The sequence below is a fragment of the Ruegeria sp. I1 genome (assembly GCF_056532675.1).
Genome location: NZ_JBQFNM010000008.1, coordinates 69,512 through 89,981, shown reverse-complemented (window position 1 = coordinate 89,981; position 20,470 = coordinate 69,512). Strand labels below are relative to the sequence as shown.

The following is a 20,470-nucleotide window of genomic DNA, read 5'->3' as shown; positions in this document are numbered from 1 at the left end:
TCAGGCGCTGATTTGTTCGATTGTAGGCTGCCTGCTGATCAGAGCCTCATGACCAAATCGGACAATGGTCGCACCGTTCTGCATTGGGGTTACGGTACAATCCAATTTCGTGCCGTCGCGCATGCCAATCTCGGCCGTCCATTCGGCCCGGTTATCGCGCATTTCGATGAAATCGCGAATCTCACCCAAAACAGGTGTTGCGACACAGTGCTCCTGCCATTTCCGGGTGACATCCATGGCTGTTTCCGCCTGAAACCCCGCATCCGCCGGATCGCCCCATAGCTGTTGATAAGCGTAGTTTGTAAAGGCCAGCGTGCCGTCATCGGCAAACACCGCGATCGCATCTGCCAGCTTGTCAAAGATGGATTGCATCAGGTCCATTTCTGACCGGAAACGGCGGGTCAACGTGATCTCGGCGGTGATGTCTTCGAACAAAAAGGCCACAGCGCCATCGGGATGTGGCCGTCCGCTGACCGAATAGACCGACCCTGAGGGCAAAGACCAAGTTTCCTGATAGTTTCCGTCCTCTGCCGCTTCGAGCAGATCGTTCATCTGATTGCGCCACGAGCGGTAGTTCTTTGGCTCTGGCATCATGTGTTGTTCGCGCAGCATGTCAAAGAAGCTGGAGAGGCTGGGGCGACAGCTGAGAAAGTCAGGCGGCAATGTCGTCAGATCAATCAGTGCCGGATTGAACAGGGCCAGTTGGCGGTTGCGGTCGAAAATGGCCAGACCAATTGACAGCTGCGCAAAGGTTTTTGTCATCGTCTGCACGAATTTGCGCTGGGCGGTTTCTGCCTGGACAATGGCGTTGATGTCGACTGCGTAGCACAGACACCCTTGTTCGTCATCAACTTGAGTCAAATCGAACCAAAGCTGGCTGTCGCAATCATCAACCTTGACCGCGACACGCGCTTTGCCACTGGGCCCCGGTTTGTCATCCGCATTGGAAAACAGGGGCGCGGTCAGGTCCACGTCCGGGCCACGCGCCTTGCGCGCGACAGCAATATAGGCGGTGTTGCACCATCTGACCTGTCCGTTGTGATCCAGCAGCCAAACCGGATAGGGCGCCTGATCCATCGCGTTCCGGATCGGGTCATTGGGGTCGCGCATATGTGTTTCGGTTGGTCGGGTAGGTTCGTGTAGTTGCACCCGGACGATTCCGTCGATCCATTCGCACAAAACCTCGCGTTCGACAGTGCAGTCGATGGCCGAGACAACCAGATTGCCTTGATCGCGCACCAGTTCAGGCGTTTCAGGAAAGGTGGGAAAATCCCTTTGCAACAGGCGGTGCAGACCGCTCCAGTTTTTGACATCGTCAAATCCGGCCAGAGCGATGTCCGAATGGCTGATCAACCGAGCCCCGTCGAACAGAAAGACGGCGTCAAACAAGGACGCGTTTGAAAACAGTCCATAGCTGTCATCCCGCCGCGGGCGCCGCGGCAATAGCCATTGAACGGCCAGACAACATGAAACCAAACTGATTGAGGCCAGGATGATCCAGTCAGCCATAGGAAACCCCATGCCAGATTACGTGCTGGGATCAGACTATTGCTCCGATTGGTTAACGCACTATTAACTCACGCCCGAATGCGCTGGTTGCTACCGGATGGCACTGGCGTGTCACCTTTTTGCGCGTCAATCATTTTGCGCGGCCATGAAACGCGCACGATAGCCCCCCGATGTGCCGGATTATCTGACAAATGCTGATAGGGGTCTGCGCCATTGGCAAACTCAAGCTCGGCTCCACTGCGTTCCAGTAGGGTTTTGGCGATAAACAGGCCCAACCCCATCCCCTCGTATTCGGGGCGCGCGCGTTGGTCTGACTCGGCCCGCCTTCGGCGCATGAACGGATCGCCGATCCGGCCAATCAGGTGCGAGGGATATCCACGCCCATCATCCATAATGCTGACGGTGATCTGATCCGCGGTCCAATGCGCCTCGACCCAGACATTGGCGCGTGAAAAATCCACCGCGTTCTGGATCAGGTTGCGCAGCCCGTGAATGATTTCGGGCTTACGCAGGATCGAGGGCTGCTGCACATCCCCATCCAGCGCTGGGCCTTCGATGAAATGCACCAGCTTACCGCGTTCAATATGCGGTTCCGCGGCCTCGTGGATAACAGTCGAGATCGGGGCCTGGCGCAAATGCAAATCGTCCTTACCTGCCCGCCCCATATCACGCAGAATATCGCGGCAGCGATCAGCCTGTTCACGGATCAGGGCGGCGTCATCTTTCAGATCGGGGCGATCCTCAAGCTCTTCGATCAGTTCCGAGCTGGTCAGTTTGATTGTCGCCAGCGGCGTCCCCAGCTCATGCGCGGCGGCGGCGACAACGCCGCCCAGATCAGTCAGCTTTTGTTCACGCGCCAGCGCCATATGCGCGGCCGACAGCGCCTCAGACATGGATTGCACTTCGGAACTGACACGATGCGAATAGGCCCCGATGAAGACGATCGCAATGATGATAGCCGCCCAGTTGCCGAACAGAAGAATATCTGGGATGCGCAGAATGAACCCGATATCGGTGCGCAAGGGCAGGTGAAATTCAGCCAGTAAGGTGGCAAGGATGATGGCGACACCGCCCACGATCAGGGTAGAGCGCGTGCTCATAACATTGGCCGAGATTGTGACCGGACCCAGCAAGAGCAGAGCGAACGGGTTGTTCAGGCCGCCGGTCAGATATAGCAGAAACGCCAATTGCAGCAGGTCAAACAGCACCATCAGGAAATTCTCGAACTCGGACAGGCGTTTGTTCTGCGGAAACAGGAAGATCGCCGTCAGGTTGCCGAGGACCGAAACTCCAACGGCCAGATAGCAAAGTCCGAGCTCAAGCTGCACATGATAGGTTTGCTGGGCAACCGTGATGGCGGTGATTTGACCCACGATGGCCACCCAGCGCAGCAGGATTAGTGTGCGTAGCCGGATCCAGCTGCTGCGCTCCTGGCCGCGCCAAAACGTCTGATTGGAATCTGCCATGGGTCGATTATGTCCTGTTGCATCAGCTGTTCATCTTGATAGGTGTCCCGGCCGAAACGATCAACAATCCCTTGCGTATGGATATTCGTCATGACTCGCCTCTATGCAATTCTCGCAACTGTTGTCCTGGCTGTTGGCCTTGGGGCGATGTGGCTTTTGACACAAGGATCGGGGTCGGATGACAAATACGCCCAATGCCGGTCCAGCCAGATCGCAGGCGGGACCGCTGCGATTGGCGGACCGTTCGAGCTGGTCAATGGCAAGGGCGAGACGGTCACTGACACAGATGTGATCACCGAACCGACGCTGGTCTATTTTGGCTACACCTTCTGCCCCGATGTTTGCCCGTTTGACATGTCCCGCAATGCCGATGCGGTGGATATTCTGGCCGAGCGCGGGCAATCAGTGACGCCCGTTTTCATCTCCATTGACCCGGATCGGGATACGCCCGAAGTGGTGGCTGACTATGCGTTCAACCTGCACGAGCGGTTGATTGCCCTGACCGGATCACCCGAACAGGTCAAAGCGGCCGGCCAGGCCTATAAAACTTACTACAAGGCCCACGACAAAAGCGACGAATATTATCTTGTTGACCATTCGACCTTTACTTATCTGGTCACACCCGAGGATGGATTTCTGGAGTTTTTCAAACGCGACGACACGGCCGAACAAATGGCCGACAAGATTGGTTGCTTTCTCGATCAGGCATCCTGAGGACAAGCCGGTTTGACCTTTAGTGCGGCGCTGCTATTACTCATGTTTAAGCCAAAGGCATGAAATAACCGAAAGACCCAAGAATGGCAGACCCTTCTCAGCTTGATATCGGCCCGGACAAAACCTTGCTTCTGGTGGATGATGATGAGCCATTTCTAAGGCGTCTGGCAAAGGCCATGGAGAAACGCGGGTTCGAGGTTGAAACCGCCGGTTCCGTTGCCGCTGGTCGCGCCATCTCCACCGCCCGTCCGCCCGCCTATGCGGTTGTCGATCTCAGGCTTGAGGATGGCAATGGGCTCGACGTGGTCGAAGTGCTGCGTGAAAAACGCCCTGACAGCCGGGTTGTGGTTCTGACCGGGTATGGCGCGATTGCCACCGCAGTTGCTGCGGTCAAGATCGGGGCGACGGATTATTTGTCGAAACCAGCGGATGCCACAGACATCACAAATGCCCTATTGGCCAAAGGTGATGAGATGCCACCGCCGCCGGAAAACCCAATGAGCGCGGATCGCGTGCGCTGGGAACATATCCAACGTGTTTACGAGCTGTGTGATCGCAACGTGTCAGAAACCGCGCGGCGTTTGAACATGCATCGTCGGACGTTGCAGCGCATTTTGGCCAAACGCAGTCCGCGCTGACGGGTTCGCATGGCCAGGCTGGTGTCTGGTCGACCTGCCCTGCCAACCGGTGAAAATAATCAGCGCGACCGTTTTGGTCGCGTTTTTTTGTCTGGGCGTGCAGCGGATTTACAGCGTCATATTATTCTGAGTATCGTTTTGTTAACCCTATTTATGCTACCGCGAGAACCTGTGCATGTTGGTGATCTGCATGCGCACCTAGGTTTGGAAACGATAAGTGAGAAGCCCCAGTGTCCCTATTGCCCAACACGCCGTATGAGGCGCTGAAAATTTCCAATCCCGTTTTGAAAGGGATTGTCGCGCTGGTGACAAAATCCGCAGAAACATTTGGGTTCTGGGCGCGCCCGCGTAAAGGCGCGGCGGGCGAAGTCTCGGAGATGAATTTGTTGGACAATCTCTATTGGGTCTACAAAAGCAAAAACCCGGTGCAGTTGCCCGAACCCGGTCTACAAACGTCCGAATTCATGCAAGCAAAGCATGCTCAGCTTGCGCCGCGCGCGGAGGGTGAAAGTGTCGACACACTCACGCTGAGTTTTTCCGGGGATATCCTGCGCACGCATCGGGCTGAGCCCGCGCAGGATCAGGTTTATGCACAGATCGAAGACCTTTTGTTCAAGAACGATATCGTCATCGCCAACTATGAATCGCCTGTTACAACCCAACCTCTGGTGGATGAAGTAATCGGCGATGCGGGCCCTCCTGTTGAATGTGCGTCAGAGGATCAGTTCGATGCATTGACCAGCCATAAGGGGCGGGCGATAGACGTCTTGAATTTGGCAAATAATCATATCTTCGACATGGGCGTTGAAGGCGTCGAAACGACATTGGCCACACTGGCCAAACGAAACATCATGGCGACTGGGATAAGCAAAGCCCCGGCTGATCCCGGCGCAGTCAATGTGATTGAACGGAATGGAATCAAGATCGGTTTTGCCTCCTGCGCGTTTGGAACCAACGGTCAAACGCTGCCCGACGGACATGGGTACAATATCAATCTGGCCAAGCTGACCTCAAAGCACCAGCCGCCGGATATCGAGCTTCTGAAGACGCAGATATCAAATGCAAAGGCCGTCGAATGCGATTTGGTCATTGCGATCCTTCATTGGGGTCACGAATTCGAGCTGTTTCCACGCCGTGCACAGCAGAAAGCAGCTGAGGAATTGGCTGAATTTGGCGCAGATATCATCGTGTGCCACCACCCGCATGTGCCCCAGCCGGTTCAGCTTTATCGGCTAAAATCTGACGCCGACAAAACGGTGCCTATAGCCTATTCGCTGGGTAGCTTGCTTTGGGGATTTGCCCATGAAGATATCGCAAGCAGCGTGATATTGCAGGCGGAAGTTCAAAAATCCGAAGGTAAAACGACGATCAAAAGCGTGACCGCCACGCCTGTCCGATGGTCGGCCCACGAGTCTGAAGGACGCATCATTCAGAAGGTTGAACAGCAGGCGGATTAGTTTGAACGCTGCGTTCAAAGATTGCCCAGCAGCTGTTGATGCCGCCGGGTGTAAGCCAGTCGCACCTCAACCGGGGGGCGCAGTGTGATCTTTAAACCGTCCATAATGGCCTTATCCGGCCTCCCGAAGAACTTCGTCGCCTCAGTTTCGGAAAACCCTGCGATCTGGGTTGCCTCCATCCAGGCGCTGATCTTGTCGGCCTTCTTGATCTGCCGTTTCACCGCCTTCGGCACCTCGGCAGGTAGCCCGAACCGGATGTGGATCGCTGCCATCAGGCGATCATCCAGCGCGCCATAGCCCGGGCCGACGGCGGATTTGACGGGCGAGATCATGTCACCGATCACATATTCCGGCGCATCGTGCAGCAGCGCGGCCAGCTGCCATTTCACCGGGGCATTGGGTGCGATCCGGCCATAGATTTCTTCTACCAGCAATGAATGCTCGGCCACGGAATAGGCAAAATCGCCGTTTGTCTGCCCATTCCAGCGCGCCACAAAGGCCAGACCATGGGCGATATCCTCAATCTCGATATCCACAGGGGTCGGGTCCAGCAGGTCCAGCCTGCGACCCGATAGCATCCTTTGCCAAGCGCGTGGTTGTGTTGTCATTCTGCAATGCCTTGTGAAGTGGGACACATTAAAATCACGATTTTCTGCTATGATGTACCTGTCAGGATCACCAGCTGCCAACGTTTTCTTGAGCATTCGTGCTTTGAAATGAAACGATGCGATCCCGACATAAAAACCGAGGGGGCGCATGCTTCTCCCGGTGTGCTCCTCTCACACAGCGAAACGCGAAACGAAAGGAGTTTGCTATGTTCAAGCGTTTATTCGCCCTTACCCTGACCTTTGGCATGGCCGCTACAGCCCCGCCCGCCTTTGCCCAAACCTGTGCAGAGCGCGCGCATGTGATTGCCAAGCTGCAGAAAAGCTACTCGGAAGAGCTGGCTTTTGGCGGTTTGCAGAAAACACGCGGCGCGCAGTCGGTCATGGAGGTTTGGACCTCAAAAGAAACGGGCAGTTATACCGTTTTGGTGACCCAGGCGAACGGCATTTCCTGTATTGTCGCCGTTGGCACCGATTTTTTCGAAGCGATCCCGAAAGTCAAAGTTGACGGCACGCCAAGCTAGTATCAGTGGCGCAACATCCCGTTTTCGGACATCTACATTGCCACCTGCCCCAAGGGATGCTAGGGGCAGCCACAGTGTGATTGACCGGAAAAATGGAGCGCCAGATGGCCGGGGACTATATCGTTAAAGACATTTCGCTGGCCGGGTTTGGCCGCAAGGAGCTGGATATCGCCGAAACTGAAATGCCAGGCCTGATGGCGCTGCGTTCGGAATACGGTGAAAGCAAGCCTTTGTCAGGCGCGCGCATTGTTGGTTCGCTGCACATGACAATCCAGACGGCTGTTCTGATCGAAACGCTGGTTGCCCTGGGTGCAGATGTGCGTTGGGCGTCGTGCAACATCTTCTCGACTCAGGATCATGCAGCCGCTGCGATTGCCGAAGCGGGTATCCCTGTCTTCGCCATCAAAGGCCAGACGCTGGAAGAGCATTGGGATTATCTGGACAAATCCTTCTTGTTCGAAGACGGCCCAAACATGATCCTCGACGATGGCGGCGACGCGACGCTCTATATCCTGCTGGGCGCACGGGCAGAGGCGGGCGAAGACATCATCCCCGTTCCGGGTTCGGAAGAGGAAGAGGTGATCAAGAAGCAGATCGCCAAGCGCATGGCGGCCTCACCCGGTTGGTTCACCAAGATGCGCGATCAGATCCAGGGTGTCTCCGAGGAAACCACCACTGGTGTGAACCGTTTGTATCAGCTGGTGAAAGACGGCCACCTGCCGTTCCCGGCGATTAACGTGAATGACTCGGTCACCAAATCGAAGTTTGACAACAAATACGGCTGTAAGGAATCGCTTGTCGACGGTATCCGCCGCGCCACCGACACCATGCTGGCCGGTAAGGTTGCCGTGGTTTGCGGGTATGGCGACGTGGGCAAAGGCTCGGCTGCGTCACTGTCCGGCGCGGGTGCCCGCGTTAAAGTCACCGAAGTTGACCCGATTTGCGCCCTGCAGGCTGCAATGGACGGTTACGAGGTGACTCTGCTGGAAGACGAAGTCGAAACCGCAGATGTGTTCATTACCACCACCGGCAACAAGGACGTGATCCGCATCGAGCATATGCGTGCGATGAAGGACATGGCCATCGTTGGCAACATTGGTCACTTCGACAACGAAATTCAGGTGGCCAGCCTTAAGAACCACAAATGGACCAACATTAAGGAACAGGTGGACATGATCGAAATGCCTTCGGGCAACCGCATCATCTTGCTGTCCGAAGGTCGCCTGCTGAACCTTGGTAACGCCACCGGTCACCCTTCGTTTGTGATGTCGGCCTCCTTCACCAACCAGGTCTTGGCGCAGATCGAACTGTTCACCAAGGGTGATGAGTATGAAAACGATGTCTACATCCTGCCCAAGCATCTGGACGAGAAAGTCGCCCGCCTGCATCTGGATCGCATCGGCGTGAAGCTGACCAAGATGGACAATGAGCAAGCGGCCTATATCGGCGTGAAGCCGGAAGGCCCCTACAAGCCGGAACACTACCGCTACTGATTGTCGTCTGACGATGACACAGAATTCTGGACGCCGCCGATACTTGTATCTGGCGGCGTCTTTCGTTTTTAGAATAGCCGTCGTTGCAATCCTTCTGGGTGGCGGTGGCTGGGCCCTGTTGGCGCATCCCAAAACGCCCGTGCCGTCGCATTGGAACCCTTTGCGCGATCTCAGGGTGAAGGCTCCGGTCACACCAGTTACCAAATACCAACTGAACCGCGCCCTTGCGAATGAGATGCAGTGCAGGTCCGCGCTGTCGGATGCAGGCGCCCGATTTGAGGCGATGGATGATCTGGTCGTCGATCAGAACTGCGGGATCACCGGGCGGGGGCTGTTGTCACAGCTAGTGACCTCTCGGATCGACGCGGTCGAGACCAGTTGTCGGACAACCCTGCGATTGGCGATGTGGGATCACCATGTCGTGCAGCCAGCGGCGCGTGATTTTCTGGGAACGGGTGTAGAAAAGCTACGCCATGCAGGCAGCTACAACTGCCGCCGTATGCGCACTGCGCAAGGTCAATCCAGCCGATGGAGCAGCCATGCCACCGCCGACTCGATTGATATCGTGGGGGTCGAGCTGGCCGATGGGCGGACGCTTTCGCTGTTGTCAGATTGGAGTGTTGCGGGACCAGAGGCCGCGTTTCTAAGACAGATCGGGCAGGGGGCCTGTGATTGGTTCCGCGTGGTTCTGGGCCCAGAATACAACCGCCTGCATGCGGATCATTTTCATCTGCAGGGCCCCGGCTGGGGATTTTGTCGATAGCTTGCCGAGGCCTTGTTGGGTTAGAGCGCGATCAGCGCCCACTGACAGCGTCAGCCAACGCTTTGAACCGAACGATCTTGTAGATACCTTGCGAGGCATCCTCGCCCCCGTTCAAAACGGGCGAGCGGTGCAGTTCGTTGATGGTGGCATAGACATAGCCATCCGTTCCGATCGAGAACCCGTCGGGCCAGGGCAATTCGTCATCCGACTGGTATAGCACCTCATAGCTGCCGTCGGGTTTCGTCACACCCAACGCGTTGTCGGTCATTGCCGTGATGTAGACATTGCCGCCTGTGTCCACAGTGGATCCATCCGAGATCGGCTTGTCCCCATAGCGTTCCACCCGCGCTTCCAGATCAGCATCGGACAGGCTTTCGTCCAGCAGGTCGGTGGTGCGGATGCGATACATCGCACTGGCAGTCATCGGAGCGAAATAGACCCAGGTGTTGGTCGGATCGACCGTGATCGGGTTGATGCCGATTTTCGCAGGGTTGCCGCCCAGCGTGATCTCACGCCCGTCGATCACCATCGGCGTATCTTCGGGGATCGTGTATTTCGATCCTTCAAGCACGCGCCGCGCTCGACCGGTTTCCAGATCGACCACGATAATGGCCGAGTTCTGGCCGTCGCCCGTGTCTGAGATATAGATCGCCTCATGATCTCGATCCACGGCCAGATCGTTCAGGAACGAGGTTGGCCGCGCCACTGGCGCACCGATGTAATGGATCGCATGCAAGGTTTCGGTTTTGGTATCCCATCCCACGATTCGACCGGTCTGGTTCTCGCCCTGACCATCCAGCATCCAAAGAATGCCCTCCCGATCTGCCCGCAGACCCAGAACGCCGTTCAGCCCGTCCGCATCATCCTGCGGTGCGCGGGCCCATGTTTCTGTCGGGTAGGGTTTGGTCGACCCATCGGGCATCACTTCGACAATACGCAGTTCAGGCCCGTAGAATTCATGCACCGACATGAACATCCGCCCATCCGGCCCGATGGCCAGATTTCCGGGTGGGATCGATTTGTCGAATTCCAGATACGTCTCCAACCCGTTCGACAGGGTCGGAGTTGCCAGCGTCATCGCGCAGACCGCTGCATAAAGTGATTTCATCGGGACCTCCTCTGATTGTGACAGAGCAGATATCATTTGATTTTTTCTTCGATAACTGACTGAATTATGAAACCAGCGTTTGGAAATTTCGAATGTACCATGTGAATGATCTGCTGACTTTCGTCTCGGTCGCCAAAACCGGTGGCGTTGGGTCAGCGGCGCAGGCGCTGGGTATCTCAGCGGCGACTGTCAGCCACAGAATTGCGAAGCTGGAGGAGGTTCTGAACCTTAAACTCTTTCACCGCAACAGCCGCCGGGTTCAGTTAACCAATGAGGGGTTGATCTTTCTGGACCGGATCGAACCCCTCCTGTCGGATCTGCGCGAGGCCGAGCTGGAGGCCGGGAGCGGCAAAGGTGCCCTTCGCGGGCACCTGCGTGTCACCCTATCCCCGTGGATTTTATCCCGCTTTATCATGCCTTTGTTAGACGAGTTCCAGACCGAGCATCCCGACCTGACGATCGAGTTTCTGGCAGTGGACCGCTATGTATCATTGGTGGATGAAGGCATAGATTGCGCCATTCGTGTCGGAAAACTGTCCGACAGTAACCTGAGGGCGCGCAAGCTATGCGAAAATGACCGAATAATCTGCGCTTCCCCAGAATTTTTTGTCCGTCATGGCACCCCGACATCTGTCGAGGATTTACGTCAAACGCGCTGGGCTTGTTTGCCTTGGCAAACCCGTTTCGACACCTATGAGGGACAGCTATCTGTAGCCCGGCGCATTGCGGTGTCGAATTCAGATATGCTGACCGATGCCGCTGTGCAGGGCTTGGGTCTTGCGGTCAAATCACGGTTGGCCGTTCAGCGGGAATTGGAAGAGGGTGCGCTGGTTGAAGCGCTGCCAGGACTACTGAAATCTCCCGCAGCTCCGATTTCATTCGTTCACGCAGGCAGTAACACGCCCGGCCGCAAGGTTCGGGCTTTCTCTGACTTAGCGGATCAAGCGTTTCGTGCGGCTTCGCGAAAGCGTCTCTCCGCTTAGGGGGAAAGCTTGGAATTTTTCCCTTTGTGTTGAAAACACTTGTGATTAACCTTCCCGCACCTGTTTCAAGGATTTGAGTAACCGCAGCCAGGACTGCTGATAGGGAGACTGTTTAATGGGAAAACGCGACGACTTGATCGCCAAATATGCCGATGACCTAAAGAACAAATGTGGCATGGATCCGGATATGGACCTGCTGACCAAGGTCACAATCGGTTGTGGCCCTGCGATTTATGATGCGGATGCATCGACTGTTGCCGCCAGCCAGGACGGTGAAATTGAGACTGTCAAAAACAACTTCCTGATCAAAAAGCTGGGCCTGTCCGATGGTCCGGAACTGATGGAAGCGATCAACAAAGCCCTGGAAACCTATGGCATGTCCGAGCGTAACAAATACCGCGCTGTCGTGTATTACATGCTGACCAAGCATTTCGGAAAAGAATCCGTTTACGGCTGATCCGATCCAGCCAAAGATACAAGCGCCCGCCTGTCCTCATGGCGGGCGTTTTGCATTTGAGACAGAGTTTAAGGACTTGCCGTTTGAAACCGGGGTCTTGACCGGTCTATAGATAGTTCAGTGACCAGGACGGTCAGAACCAGATATTTCCAGATGCGTGTGGTGAGTAGGGAGCACGTGGGGTAGGGAAGGTTCTGCATCGTTCAGGGCCTTCCCTTTTATTTGTTCCTAATCGGCCTGCGTATTCCCCAATGCGCAGATCAAATCCCATTCGGCATCGCTGACGGGTTGAACGGACAGGCGCGAGTTTCGTACCAACACCATCTCTGCCAATCGCTCATCAGCTTTGATCTGATCTAATGTAACCGCCTGCGAAAACGGGCGCACTGCTTTGATGTCTACGCATTCCCAGCGCGCGTCATTGGTGGTGCTGTCTGGATGGGCCTCGGCGCAGACCTCGACAATCCCGACAATCGCTTTGTCTTTTTGTGAGTGATAGAAAAAGCCGCGATCGCCGATGGCCATCTGCCGCATGAAATTCCGGGCCTGATAGTTACGCACGCCATCCCATTCTTCGCCTGCGTCGCCCTTGGCGACTTGCTGATCCCAACTCCAGGTCGAAGGTTCCGATTTGAACAGCCAATATGCCATCAGCCAATCACCCGTTTCCAGGGGATCAACTCGACCGTAGCAAACAGCCCGGCTTTGGTATAAGGGTCATTGTCCGCCCAAGCCTGCGCGGCGGTGACATCTTCGACATCCAGAATGACCAGTGATCCAATCATGGCGTCCCCGTCCAAAAGGGGACCGGCCTGTGAGACGACGCCTGTTTCCTCGATATAGGCCAGATGGGCTGATCGATTGTCCAACCGCGTTTGCAAGGCGCCGTCTTTGTCTTTGGCGATCAGGGCGATGAGCATTCTATTCCTCCTTCAGGGGTCGACCCAGCAATGACTGAATCGCTTGTGCCACACTGTAGGCACCGTCGCTGAGTTCTGCCACCGTTGTGCTAATGGGCATCTCCAGCCCTTCGGCTTTGGCAATCTTCGCCACAGCGCGTGCAGTAGCGACACCTTCGACTGTGGTGCCTGTGTCAAAAGGCCGATCTAGACCCAAACTTTGTCCAAAACGATAGTTTCGGGACAGATCAGACGAGCAGGTCAGGACCAGATCCCCCAGCCCGGACAAGCCCATCAAGGTCTCTGCCTGCGCACCGCGCTGGGTGGCAAAACGCTGCATTTCGGCAAAGCCGCGCGTAATCAGGGCAGCCCGTGCGCTGTCACCCAAACCCGCGCCGATGGCGGCCCCGCATCCAATCGCCATCACGTTTTTCAACGCACCGCCCAGTTCGGCGCCGGTGGTATCGGTTGTGCGATAAAGGCGCAGGTTGGCGGTGGTTAGTCTCGCCTGCAGGTCTTTGCCCAAAGCCGCTTCGGCGCAGGCCAGGGTCAGCGCAGTCGGCAGACCGCGTGCGATGTCGTCCGCAAAGCTGGGCCCGGTTAGCAGCGCAGGTTGCGCGTCCGGGATAGTTTCGCGGATCACCGCCACGGGGCCAAGGCCGTTGGACAGCTCAATCCCTTTGCAGCAGGCGACAAGGGTTTTGCCTGCCAAGGCCGATTTGTGCTGCTCCAAAGCCGTGCGCAGCTGTTGCATGGGCACCGAGACCAGCAGCACATCGGTTTGACACGCCCGATCGATTTGCGCTGTCACGCTAATCTGGGGCGGCAACGCCACGCCGGGCAGGCGCTGCGCGTTTTCGGCCGTTTCTTGCATCGCTCTCGCCTTCGCCGCATCGCGGGACCAAAGGGTCACCGGCCCGTTACCGGCCAGTGATATGGCCAAGGCGGTTCCAAATGCGCCGGAACCCAGAACAGAAACACTCATGCCTTGGCCCCTTTCTTGCCGCTGCCCAACATAGCAGGGCTAGTTTGATCCAAAGGCCAGCGAGGGCGGGCCGTCAGGTCCAGACCGTCCCGCGCACCGGCGCGAAAGCGTTCCAATCCGGCATAGGCAATCATGGCCGCGTTGTCAGTGCAAAGGGCCAGGGGAGGGGCAATAAACCTGGCACCCATTTCATCGGAAACAGACTCTAATGAAGCACGAATGGCCGAGTTTGCAGCAACACCGCCCGCCACGGCGATCACCGGCTCTGCAGGGGTTTGTTCAAGGTACAGGCCAATGGCGCGGCGTGTTTTTGCAGCCAGCGTGTCTACGACCGCTTGTTGAAATCCGGCGCAAAGGTCGGCGCGGTCCTGGCGGGTCAGCCCGCCGTTTTCGGCTACGATTTGATCCCGCATGCGCATCAGGGCTGTTTTCAAACCGGAGAAGGACAGATCGCAGCCGGGTCGATCCAGCAACGGACGGGGAAACCGGAACCGCTTGGGATCGCCTGACCGAGCCTCGGCCTCAACCGAAGGCCCGCCGGGTTGGGGCAGGCCCAGCAAACGGGCGGTTTTGTCAAAGGCCTCGCCCGGCGCGTCATCGATTGTGCCGCCAAGGCGGGTGAAGGTATCGGAACCATGGGCAATCAGGTATTGGCAGTGACCGCCCGAGACGAGCAGCATCAGATAGGGAAACGCGATTCCATCGGTCAGGCGCGGTGTCAGGGCGTGACCTGCCAGATGGTTGACGCCGATCAAAGGCAGCCCGGTCGCGGCGCTGATCCCTTTGGCGCACATCACGCCCGACATGACACCGCCGATCAGACCCGGCCCGGCGGTCACTGCGATGGCGTCCATGTTGCTCAGGCTCAAACCAGCGGCTTCCAGCGCCTGCATCACGCAGATATCCAGCTTCTCAGCATGAGCGCGCGCCGCAATCTCGGGCACGATACCGCCATACGCGCTGTGCAAATCGGTTTGACCATGCACAACCGACGACAGGACTTCAGCCGGTGTACCGTCAGTTTGCCGCACCACGGCTGCGGCTGTGTCATCACAGCTGCTTTCTAACCCAAGGATGGTTAGTGTTTGCACCATTGGCCCGTTCCGTTGCATCATGATTGGCATGCGGGGTATCACCCTGCGCGGATGCAAACAATCCCATGGCCAAAGGCGCAGATCGTTGTATTTGTTGATGACCCGCCCGCGTGCTGCCTCGGAGAGGTTTGTGGCGCAGCTACCAACCCGCACCAGATCACGGGTCGAGGTCATTTATTCCCCTATTCTTGAAATTAAGCCGCTGCCCGCTCAGGTGCAGACCGACGATATCCAGGGGTTGGTTTTTTCCTCCGCGAATGCGGTGAACGCGGCGGCTTCGTTGGGGGTCAGGCGCGATCTGCCGGCCTTCTGCGTGGGTCCGACGACCACCGGCACAGCAAAGGGTGCCGGATGGGACGCCCAGATGATGGGGGCCACCGCCGAGGAGCTAGTGGCGACGCTGTTGCGTGTCCGGCCAACAAGCCCATTGTTGCATCTGCGAGGAGAACATAGCCGGGGCAACGTGGCCGATCGGTTGACAGCGCTGGGTCTGACCACCCGAGAACAGCCCGTCTATCAGCAGCTTTTGTTGCCGCTGAGCGACGAGGCCGCAGCAGCCTCAATCGGTGAAAGGCCGGTCATCGCGCCCTTGTTTTCGCCTCGGACCGCGCGACAATTTGCCGATATTTGGGCCGGAACTGCCCCTTTGTGGCTGGCCGCAATCAGCGAGGCGACCGCAGAGCCCCTTAAAACCTTGGGGTTCCAGCGATTGAAGATTGCCAAAGAACCCACACCCAAGCACATGCGTAAAGCCGTTAAAAAGCTTGTGAAACACGCGATGCGGGTTGAGGGCGAGCCGGGTGCAGATTAACTTGGACCAGTCTGTAGTTCTGGTGATCTTAGAATCGATAAGGGGAATGTGACGGTGGCGGGCAAAAAGAAAACCGATCAGAAACCGGCGGAAACCCCGAAATCGGACGATCTGGTGGACGAAGGTGTCATCGAAATGGCTGAGCCTTTGGATGATGTACCGCTTGACCAAGACGCCCCTGGCGAAGACCTGACTTCCGAAGCCGAAGCCGAAGCCGAAGCCGAAGCCGAAGCCGAAGCCGAAGCCGAAGCCGAAGCCGAAGCCGAAGCCGAAGCCGAAGCCGAAGCCGAAGCGCCGGTGGAGGAAACACATTCTGCGCCGGAAAAAACTGACGAACGCGTGGTTGAAAAGCGCGGCGGGTTTGTGCCCGCGCTGATCGGAGGCATCGTTGCCGCAGCCATCGGGTTCATCGCGGGACGTGCCGACCTGATCCCGTCGGGCGAAGCCGACCCGGCCCAGGCCATTGCGGCGCTGGAAGCCAAATTGGCAGATCAATCCGATCAGATTGCGAAACTTGCCCAGACTTCTGAAACCTCGGGCCTTACGGATCAAATCAAAGCCTTGTCCGACAAGCTAAGCCCGGTCGAAACCGACTTGGGCGCAGTGAAATCCAGCGTTGAAGCGCTGAGTGCACAAGTCGGACCGTTATCGGATCGGTTGAATGCGCTCGAAGCGAACCCGGTCACCTCAAACGCGTCGCCCGAAGCAACCGCCGCATTTGAGGCCGAATTGTCCAAGCTGCAAGACTCATTGGCAGCGCAGCGGGCTGAGGTTGAAAAGATGGTTGCAGATGCGCAAGCGCTTGAGGCCAAAGCCTCGGCTGAGGCGCGCGCGGCGACCAATGCCGCGATCCTGTCGCGCCTGCGTGGTCAGATGCAGGCGGGCGAGCCGTATCAAGACCTTGTGACTGAACTGAAAGCAGGTGGTGTGGATATTCCGGATGCCTTGGCTGGCCCGGCAGAAAGCGGTGTTGAAACACTTTCGTCATTGCGGGCGTCTTTTGATCCGGTTGCGCGAACAGCGTTGGCCGATGCCCGGGGCGCGGATAAAGGCACAGGCTTCGTCGCCTTCCTGCAGCGCCAGACCGGTGCGCGGTCGGTGACGCCTCAGGATGGGGACGACCCGGATGCCATTCTGTCGCGTGCGCAAGCCGCCCTGGCCTCGGGCGATCTGAACGGGGCGTTGACGGAATTGAAATCACTGCCCGAAGCGGCGCAGACCGCAGTGGCCGAGTGGGAGCAGGCGGCACAGACGCGGGTCTCTGCCGTAGAGGCCGCGAATACGCTCGCGTCCAGCCTGAATTCGAACTGAGGGACCTGCCATGCTGTGGTCATTGTTTAAAATCCTTGTATTCGTTGCGATTATCGGACTGTTAGCCCTAGGTGCCCAGTTCTTGATGCAGACCAGCGGAGGCGTGCAGATCACCGTCGCGGGAACTGAATATACGCTGGGCCCGCTGCAATCGGTCATCGCGCTGGGCGTGCTGGTTTTTGCGGTGTGGCTGTTCTTCAAACTGCTCAGCCTTCTGATTGCGACACTGAAATTCCTCAACGGCGATGAAACCGCCTTGTCGCGTTATTTCGACCGCAGCCGCGAACAGCGCGGCTATCAGGCGCTGTCTGACGGTCTGATGGCGTTGGCTTCGGGCGAGGGGCGCGTGGCGATGACCAAGGCGAACAAGGCCGAGAGATTGCTGAACAAGCCGGAGCTGACCAACCTGCTGGTTGCCCAAGCGGCTGAAATGACCGGCGACACCAAGAAAGCGTCCGAGACCTACAAGAAACTGGTGACCAACAGCGCGACCCGGTTTGTTGGCGTGCGGGGCATCATGAAGCAGAAGCTGGCCGAAGGGGATCAGGACACCGCGCGGAAGCTGGCTGAGAAAGCCCTGGCGATCAAACCGCGCCACGAGGAAACGCAGGACGTATTGTTGAACCTTCAGACCAAGGCGCAGGATTGGGCTGGTGCGCGGTCCACTTTGAACTCAAAGCTCAAGGCCGGGTATCTGCCGCGCGATGTGTTTAAGCGGCGCGATGCGGTTCTGGCCCTGTCCGAGGCCAAGGATATCCTGAACGAAGACGCCAGTGTGGAACAGCAGGAACGCGCGATCGAGGCCAATCGTATGTCGCCCGATCTGGTGCCTGCCGCTGCAATGGCCGCGCGGGCCTATATCGAAAAGGGTAAACCCCGTGCTGCGACGAAGATCATCAAAAAAGCCTGGGAGGCTCAGCCGCATCCAGACCTCGCCCATGCGTTTGCCGAGATCGCTCCGGATGAGTCTGCTCAGGACCGGATCAAACGCTTTGCGGCGTTGACCCGCATTCATCCTGAACATCCTGAAACTCGCCTGATCCTGGCCGAGTTGAACATCGTTGCCGAAGACTTCCCCGAGGCGCGCCGCGCGCTGGGGGACGTGGTTAAACAGCAGGCGGATGCGCGTGGCTACACTTTGATGGCGGCGATTGAACGGGGCGAAGGTGCGTCGGACTCTGTGGTACAGGGCTGGCTTGCAAAGGCCCTGACCGCACCACGAGGGCCGCAATGGGTCTGCGACAATTGTCAGCATATTCAGGCGGAGTGGACCCCGGTCTGTGATAATTGCGGCAGCTTTGACACGCTTAGTTGGAAGGTTCCGCAAACACCCGAGATCACCAGCGCAACCGGTGTTCACATGTTGCCGCTGATCGTCGGCGCGCTGGAAGAAAACTCTAAGAACGAGGACGAGACCAACGCTGGCGAAGCAGAAACAGCGGATGTGATCGAATTGGATGTCGAAACGGTCGACGAGAAGGTCGAGAAACAGGCCTGACACTCCTGGTGGGCAGATGATTGTCCCAGCCAATTCCGTTTGCTAACGTCGCCCTCGTGTCGGGGAGGGCACCCAAATCTGAATGTTGGACTATTCGCATAACCCCTGGCTGGTGGCTGCGTCACTGGCTGTGGCGTTGATGGCCGGGTTTACCGGGCTGTACCTGACGCATGGCGCATCGAAACTGGATGATCAAAAGCGCAAATTCGTGGTCGCGCTGGCCGCGGTTATTTTGGGCGGCGGTATTTGGTCGATGCATTTTGTTGCGATGCTGGGCCTGCAACTGCCGATCCTGTTTTATTATGACGCGTTGATCACATTGATCTCAGCCCTTGTGGCGATCCTGATGGTGGGACTTGCGTTGCTGCTACTGCATTTCCGACCTCGCACGATGCAGACTATGGTGACGGCAGGTGTGATCGTCGGCCTTGGCATTGTGGTGATGCATTATGTCGGCATGGCCGGGATGGAGCTATGCCGCCCCGTCTATACCTTCTGGGACATTGCGATTTCGACCGTGGCTTCGGTGGTTCTGTCGGTGCTCGCGATCTGGGTGGCCTATGACAACCGTACCCAGCGCAACATTTTGCTGGGCACTGTGTGTTTTGGTCTCGCCGTCTTCACGATGCATTTCGTGGCCACTGGTCTGACCGATTTTGTTGCCAGCGACAATACGGGCGGAGCAGGGCCTGCGCTGAACAATCAGGTGCTGGCGATGGGTGTGACCGTCTCGGTTTTCCTGATTTGTGGGGCTTTCCTGTTGACCGGAATCACCTTCATCGGGCCTCAGCCCGCTGATGTAACTCCGATGCCAGACCTCGCGCCTGAACCTCAGCCAACGGCGTTGCGCGCAGGTGTTCCGTTCGAGCGCGAAGGACAGACCTTCTTTACAGACGCCGGCAGCGTGGCAGCAATCCGGGCCGAAGGGCATTATACGGTGCTTTACATGGGGGGCGAGAAACTCTTTTGTCCCTGGTCCATTACCGAGGCCGAAACGCGCCTGAAACCCGACGGGTTCTTGCGGGCGCATCGCAGCTATCTGGTGAACCCGAAACATGTGTCGAGTTTTGAACGACACAAGGACAACGGCACCTGCTATTTCGACGGTGTTGATGCCTTGCCTAAGGTTCCGGTCAGTCGATCTCGACTGACGGCAATCCGCGACGCGCTGGGCCTATGATCGCAACTCGTGCAGCTTATTCGCAATTCGTGAAACATCCGGCGCGCCCTGTTTTACGCCACTGGCGGCGATAGCGCCGGGTCCTCTTTTCTTTCCTCAGGTCCCCCAAGGCATACCGCTCGGACCCAGGGAGGAAAATATGATACCAGCCGGTTTTGAGTATCACCGGCCAGGCGATATCGCCTCGGCCATTGGCATTCTGCAAGAACATGGAGACGAGGCGCGCGTGATCGCGGGCGGGCACAGCCTGATCCCAATGATGAAGCTGCGCATGGCAGAGATGGGCCATCTGATCGATCTTCAGGCGATTGATGAGCTGAAGGGTATCGAGGTCGGGTCCGATACCGTGGCTTTGGGTGCCATGGTCACACAGCATGAGCTGATCACGCATGAGGGCCTGGCCTCGGCGATCCCTCTGATCCGCGAAGCGGCGTTGCAGATCGCTGATCCGCAAGTGCGTTACATGGGCACTGTTGGCGGCAATGTGGCCAATGGCGATCCGGGCAATGACATGCCGGGTCTGATGCAATGCCTTAACGCGACCTTTCATCTATCGGGTCCGGACGGAGCGCGCGACGTCGCTGCGCGTGAATTTTACGAGGCGGCCTATTTCACAGCGCGCGAAGATGAGGAAATTCTGACCCGCATCTCCATTCCCGTGCCGGGTGCGGGTGTCGGTCAGGCCTACGAGAAGCAAAAGCGCAAGATCGGCGATTATGCGACTGCGGCTGCAGCGGTGATGGTTGGCAATGGCACAGCCTCGGTCGCAATGACCAATCTGGCCGATACGCCCATCTGGTCAGAAAGCGCAAGCAATGCGTTGGCCGATGGCGATGTAAATGGCTGCGTTACGGCAATGCTCGATGCGATCGACCCGGTGGCCGACAACCGCGGCCCCGTCGAATTCAAGAAACATGTGGCCGCCGTGATGCTGCGCCGCGCCATCGACCGTGCGCAGAATCGCGCGGGTTGAAG

At 57.4% G+C, this 20,470-nt stretch carries 21 protein-coding genes; 13 read left to right on the top strand and 8 right to left on the bottom strand.

Annotated features, from left to right (window positions below; genetic code table 11):
* A complete protein-coding gene (locus tag ACR0DH_RS15300; RefSeq protein WP_480550400.1) occupies positions 1–1,509 on the bottom strand; it encodes a PAS-domain containing protein in 1,509 nt (502 codons plus the stop codon).
* Between the two features lie 68 nt (positions 1,510–1,577).
* Positions 1,578–2,975, bottom strand: coding sequence for a sensor histidine kinase RegB (gene regB / locus ACR0DH_RS15295; protein WP_480550398.1), 1,398 nt, complete (start codon positions 2,973–2,975; stop codon positions 1,578–1,580).
* 90 nt (positions 2,976–3,065) lie between these two features.
* On the opposite strand from regB, the gene ACR0DH_RS15290 reads away from it, so the two are divergent.
* From ACR0DH_RS15290 to ACR0DH_RS15280, 3 genes are all read left to right on the top strand, one after another.
* Positions 3,066–3,689 (top strand): SCO family protein, encoded by a 624-nt coding sequence (locus ACR0DH_RS15290; RefSeq protein ID WP_480852546.1) that lies wholly within the window; start codon positions 3,066–3,068, stop codon positions 3,687–3,689.
* Positions 3,690–3,772: 83 nt separating this feature from the next.
* On the top strand, positions 3,773–4,327 hold the full coding sequence (locus ACR0DH_RS15285; RefSeq protein ID WP_480550394.1) for an ActR/PrrA/RegA family redox response regulator transcription factor: 555 nt from the start codon (positions 3,773–3,775) through the stop codon (positions 4,325–4,327).
* A 230-nt stretch (positions 4,328–4,557) separates the two neighbouring features.
* Positions 4,558–5,784 carry a CapA family protein gene (locus ACR0DH_RS15280; protein WP_480550392.1) on the top strand — a complete coding sequence of 409 codons (1,227 nt, stop codon included), beginning with the start codon at positions 4,558–4,560 and terminating at the stop codon, positions 5,782–5,784.
* 14 nt (positions 5,785–5,798) lie between these two features.
* Here ACR0DH_RS15280 and ACR0DH_RS15275 read toward each other — a convergent pair whose 3' ends face one another.
* Entirely contained in the window at positions 5,799–6,392 is a 594-nt protein-coding gene (locus ACR0DH_RS15275; protein ID WP_480550390.1) for an HD domain-containing protein, read from the bottom strand.
* Between the two features lie 206 nt (positions 6,393–6,598).
* On the opposite strand from ACR0DH_RS15275, the gene ACR0DH_RS15270 reads away from it, so the two are divergent.
* From ACR0DH_RS15270 to ACR0DH_RS15260, 3 genes are all read left to right on the top strand, one after another.
* Positions 6,599–6,913: a hypothetical protein gene (locus tag ACR0DH_RS15270; protein WP_480500812.1), complete on the top strand. Its 315-nt coding sequence runs from the start codon at positions 6,599–6,601 to the stop codon at positions 6,911–6,913.
* Positions 6,914–7,017: 104 nt separating this feature from the next.
* Entirely contained in the window at positions 7,018–8,406 is a 1,389-nt protein-coding gene (gene ahcY, locus ACR0DH_RS15265) for an adenosylhomocysteinase (RefSeq protein ID WP_480550388.1), read from the top strand.
* Between the two features lie 13 nt (positions 8,407–8,419).
* Positions 8,420–9,169 carry an extensin-like domain-containing protein gene (locus tag ACR0DH_RS15260; protein WP_480550387.1) on the top strand — a complete coding sequence of 250 codons (750 nt, stop codon included), beginning with the start codon at positions 8,420–8,422 and terminating at the stop codon, positions 9,167–9,169.
* A 31-nt stretch (positions 9,170–9,200) separates the two neighbouring features.
* Here ACR0DH_RS15260 and ACR0DH_RS15255 read toward each other — a convergent pair whose 3' ends face one another.
* Entirely contained in the window at positions 9,201–10,277 is a 1,077-nt protein-coding gene (locus ACR0DH_RS15255) for an L-dopachrome tautomerase-related protein (RefSeq protein WP_480550385.1), read from the bottom strand.
* 92 nt (positions 10,278–10,369) lie between these two features.
* Between ACR0DH_RS15255 and ACR0DH_RS15250 the strand changes: the two genes are divergently transcribed.
* Together ACR0DH_RS15250 and ACR0DH_RS15245 are read left to right on the top strand one after the other, a co-directional pair.
* Positions 10,370–11,260, top strand: a complete 891-nt coding sequence (locus ACR0DH_RS15250) for a LysR family transcriptional regulator (protein ID WP_480550383.1) — start codon at positions 10,370–10,372, stop codon at positions 11,258–11,260.
* Positions 11,261–11,375: 115 nt separating this feature from the next.
* Positions 11,376–11,717, top strand: a complete 342-nt coding sequence (locus ACR0DH_RS15245; protein ID WP_170534337.1) for a DUF2853 family protein — start codon at positions 11,376–11,378, stop codon at positions 11,715–11,717.
* A 228-nt stretch (positions 11,718–11,945) separates the two neighbouring features.
* Here ACR0DH_RS15245 and ACR0DH_RS15240 read toward each other — a convergent pair whose 3' ends face one another.
* Genes ACR0DH_RS15240 through tsaD form a run of 4 tightly spaced genes read right to left on the bottom strand, consistent with a single transcriptional unit; the run spans position 11,946 to position 14,695 of the window.
* On the bottom strand, positions 11,946–12,368 hold the full coding sequence (locus ACR0DH_RS15240; RefSeq protein WP_480550381.1) for an EVE domain-containing protein: 423 nt from the start codon (positions 12,366–12,368) through the stop codon (positions 11,946–11,948).
* A complete protein-coding gene (locus ACR0DH_RS15235) occupies positions 12,368–12,637 on the bottom strand; it encodes a YciI family protein (protein ID WP_480543744.1) in 270 nt (89 codons plus the stop codon). The genes ACR0DH_RS15240 and ACR0DH_RS15235 overlap by 1 nt, the downstream gene beginning before the upstream one ends.
* A 1-nt stretch (position 12,638) precedes the next feature.
* Entirely contained in the window at positions 12,639–13,601 is a 963-nt protein-coding gene (locus tag ACR0DH_RS15230) for an NAD(P)H-dependent glycerol-3-phosphate dehydrogenase (protein ID WP_480550379.1), read from the bottom strand.
* The gene (gene tsaD / locus ACR0DH_RS15225) at positions 13,598–14,695 is read right to left on the bottom strand and encodes a tRNA (adenosine(37)-N6)-threonylcarbamoyltransferase complex transferase subunit TsaD (protein ID WP_480550570.1); all 1,098 of its coding nucleotides are present in this window, start codon (positions 14,693–14,695) and stop codon (positions 13,598–13,600) included. The genes ACR0DH_RS15230 and tsaD overlap by 4 nt, the downstream gene beginning before the upstream one ends.
* 130 nt (positions 14,696–14,825) lie before the next feature.
* Here tsaD and ACR0DH_RS15220 point away from each other — a divergent pair, with 130 nt between their 5' ends.
* The 5 genes from ACR0DH_RS15220 (at position 14,826) to ACR0DH_RS15200 (ending at position 20,468) form a co-directional block, all read left to right on the top strand.
* Complete coding sequence (locus ACR0DH_RS15220; protein ID WP_480550377.1) at positions 14,826–15,506, top strand: uroporphyrinogen-III synthase; 681 nt, start codon at positions 14,826–14,828, stop codon at positions 15,504–15,506.
* Between the two features lie 54 nt (positions 15,507–15,560).
* Entirely contained in the window at positions 15,561–16,817 is a 1,257-nt protein-coding gene (locus ACR0DH_RS15215) for a COG4223 family protein (RefSeq protein ID WP_480550375.1), read from the top strand.
* A 10-nt stretch (positions 16,818–16,827) separates the two neighbouring features.
* Positions 16,828–18,315, top strand: a complete 1,488-nt coding sequence (locus ACR0DH_RS15210; protein ID WP_480550373.1) for a heme biosynthesis HemY N-terminal domain-containing protein — start codon at positions 16,828–16,830, stop codon at positions 18,313–18,315.
* Between the two features lie 82 nt (positions 18,316–18,397).
* Positions 18,398–19,495 (top strand): MHYT domain-containing protein, encoded by a 1,098-nt coding sequence (locus ACR0DH_RS15205; protein WP_480550371.1) that lies wholly within the window; start codon positions 18,398–18,400, stop codon positions 19,493–19,495.
* A 139-nt stretch (positions 19,496–19,634) separates the two neighbouring features.
* Complete coding sequence (locus ACR0DH_RS15200) at positions 19,635–20,468, top strand: FAD binding domain-containing protein (RefSeq protein WP_480545265.1); 834 nt, start codon at positions 19,635–19,637, stop codon at positions 20,466–20,468.
* Positions 20,469–20,470: the final 2 nt, after the last annotated feature.

Coding starts and splice junctions, on each gene's coding strand:
- ACR0DH_RS15205 (WP_480550371.1), top strand. CDS start 18,398: ATGTTGGACTATTCGCATAACCCCTGGCTGGTGGCTGCGTCACTGGCT.
- tsaD (WP_480550570.1), bottom strand. CDS start 14,695: ATGGTGCAAACACTAACCATCCTTGGGTTAGAAAGCAGCTGTGATGAC.
- ACR0DH_RS15210 (WP_480550373.1), top strand. CDS start 16,828: ATGCTGTGGTCATTGTTTAAAATCCTTGTATTCGTTGCGATTATCGGA.
- ACR0DH_RS15235 (WP_480543744.1), bottom strand. CDS start 12,637: ATGCTCATCGCCCTGATCGCCAAAGACAAAGACGGCGCCTTGCAAACG.
- ACR0DH_RS15230 (WP_480550379.1), bottom strand. CDS start 13,601: ATGAGTGTTTCTGTTCTGGGTTCCGGCGCATTTGGAACCGCCTTGGCC.
- ACR0DH_RS15270 (WP_480500812.1), top strand. CDS start 6,599: ATGTTCAAGCGTTTATTCGCCCTTACCCTGACCTTTGGCATGGCCGCT.
- ACR0DH_RS15275 (WP_480550390.1), bottom strand. CDS start 6,392: ATGACAACACAACCACGCGCTTGGCAAAGGATGCTATCGGGTCGCAGG.
- regB (WP_480550398.1), bottom strand. CDS start 2,975: ATGGCAGATTCCAATCAGACGTTTTGGCGCGGCCAGGAGCGCAGCAGC.
- ACR0DH_RS15290 (WP_480852546.1), top strand. CDS start 3,066: ATGACTCGCCTCTATGCAATTCTCGCAACTGTTGTCCTGGCTGTTGGC.
- ACR0DH_RS15285 (WP_480550394.1), top strand. CDS start 3,773: ATGGCAGACCCTTCTCAGCTTGATATCGGCCCGGACAAAACCTTGCTT.
- ACR0DH_RS15250 (WP_480550383.1), top strand. CDS start 10,370: ATGTACCATGTGAATGATCTGCTGACTTTCGTCTCGGTCGCCAAAACC.
- ACR0DH_RS15240 (WP_480550381.1), bottom strand. CDS start 12,368: ATGGCATATTGGCTGTTCAAATCGGAACCTTCGACCTGGAGTTGGGAT.
- ACR0DH_RS15255 (WP_480550385.1), bottom strand. CDS start 10,277: ATGAAATCACTTTATGCAGCGGTCTGCGCGATGACGCTGGCAACTCCG.
- ACR0DH_RS15245 (WP_170534337.1), top strand. CDS start 11,376: ATGGGAAAACGCGACGACTTGATCGCCAAATATGCCGATGACCTAAAG.
- ACR0DH_RS15200 (WP_480545265.1), top strand. CDS start 19,635: ATGATACCAGCCGGTTTTGAGTATCACCGGCCAGGCGATATCGCCTCG.
- ACR0DH_RS15260 (WP_480550387.1), top strand. CDS start 8,420: ATGACACAGAATTCTGGACGCCGCCGATACTTGTATCTGGCGGCGTCT.
- ahcY (WP_480550388.1), top strand. CDS start 7,018: ATGGCCGGGGACTATATCGTTAAAGACATTTCGCTGGCCGGGTTTGGC.
- ACR0DH_RS15300 (WP_480550400.1), bottom strand. CDS start 1,509: ATGGCTGACTGGATCATCCTGGCCTCAATCAGTTTGGTTTCATGTTGT.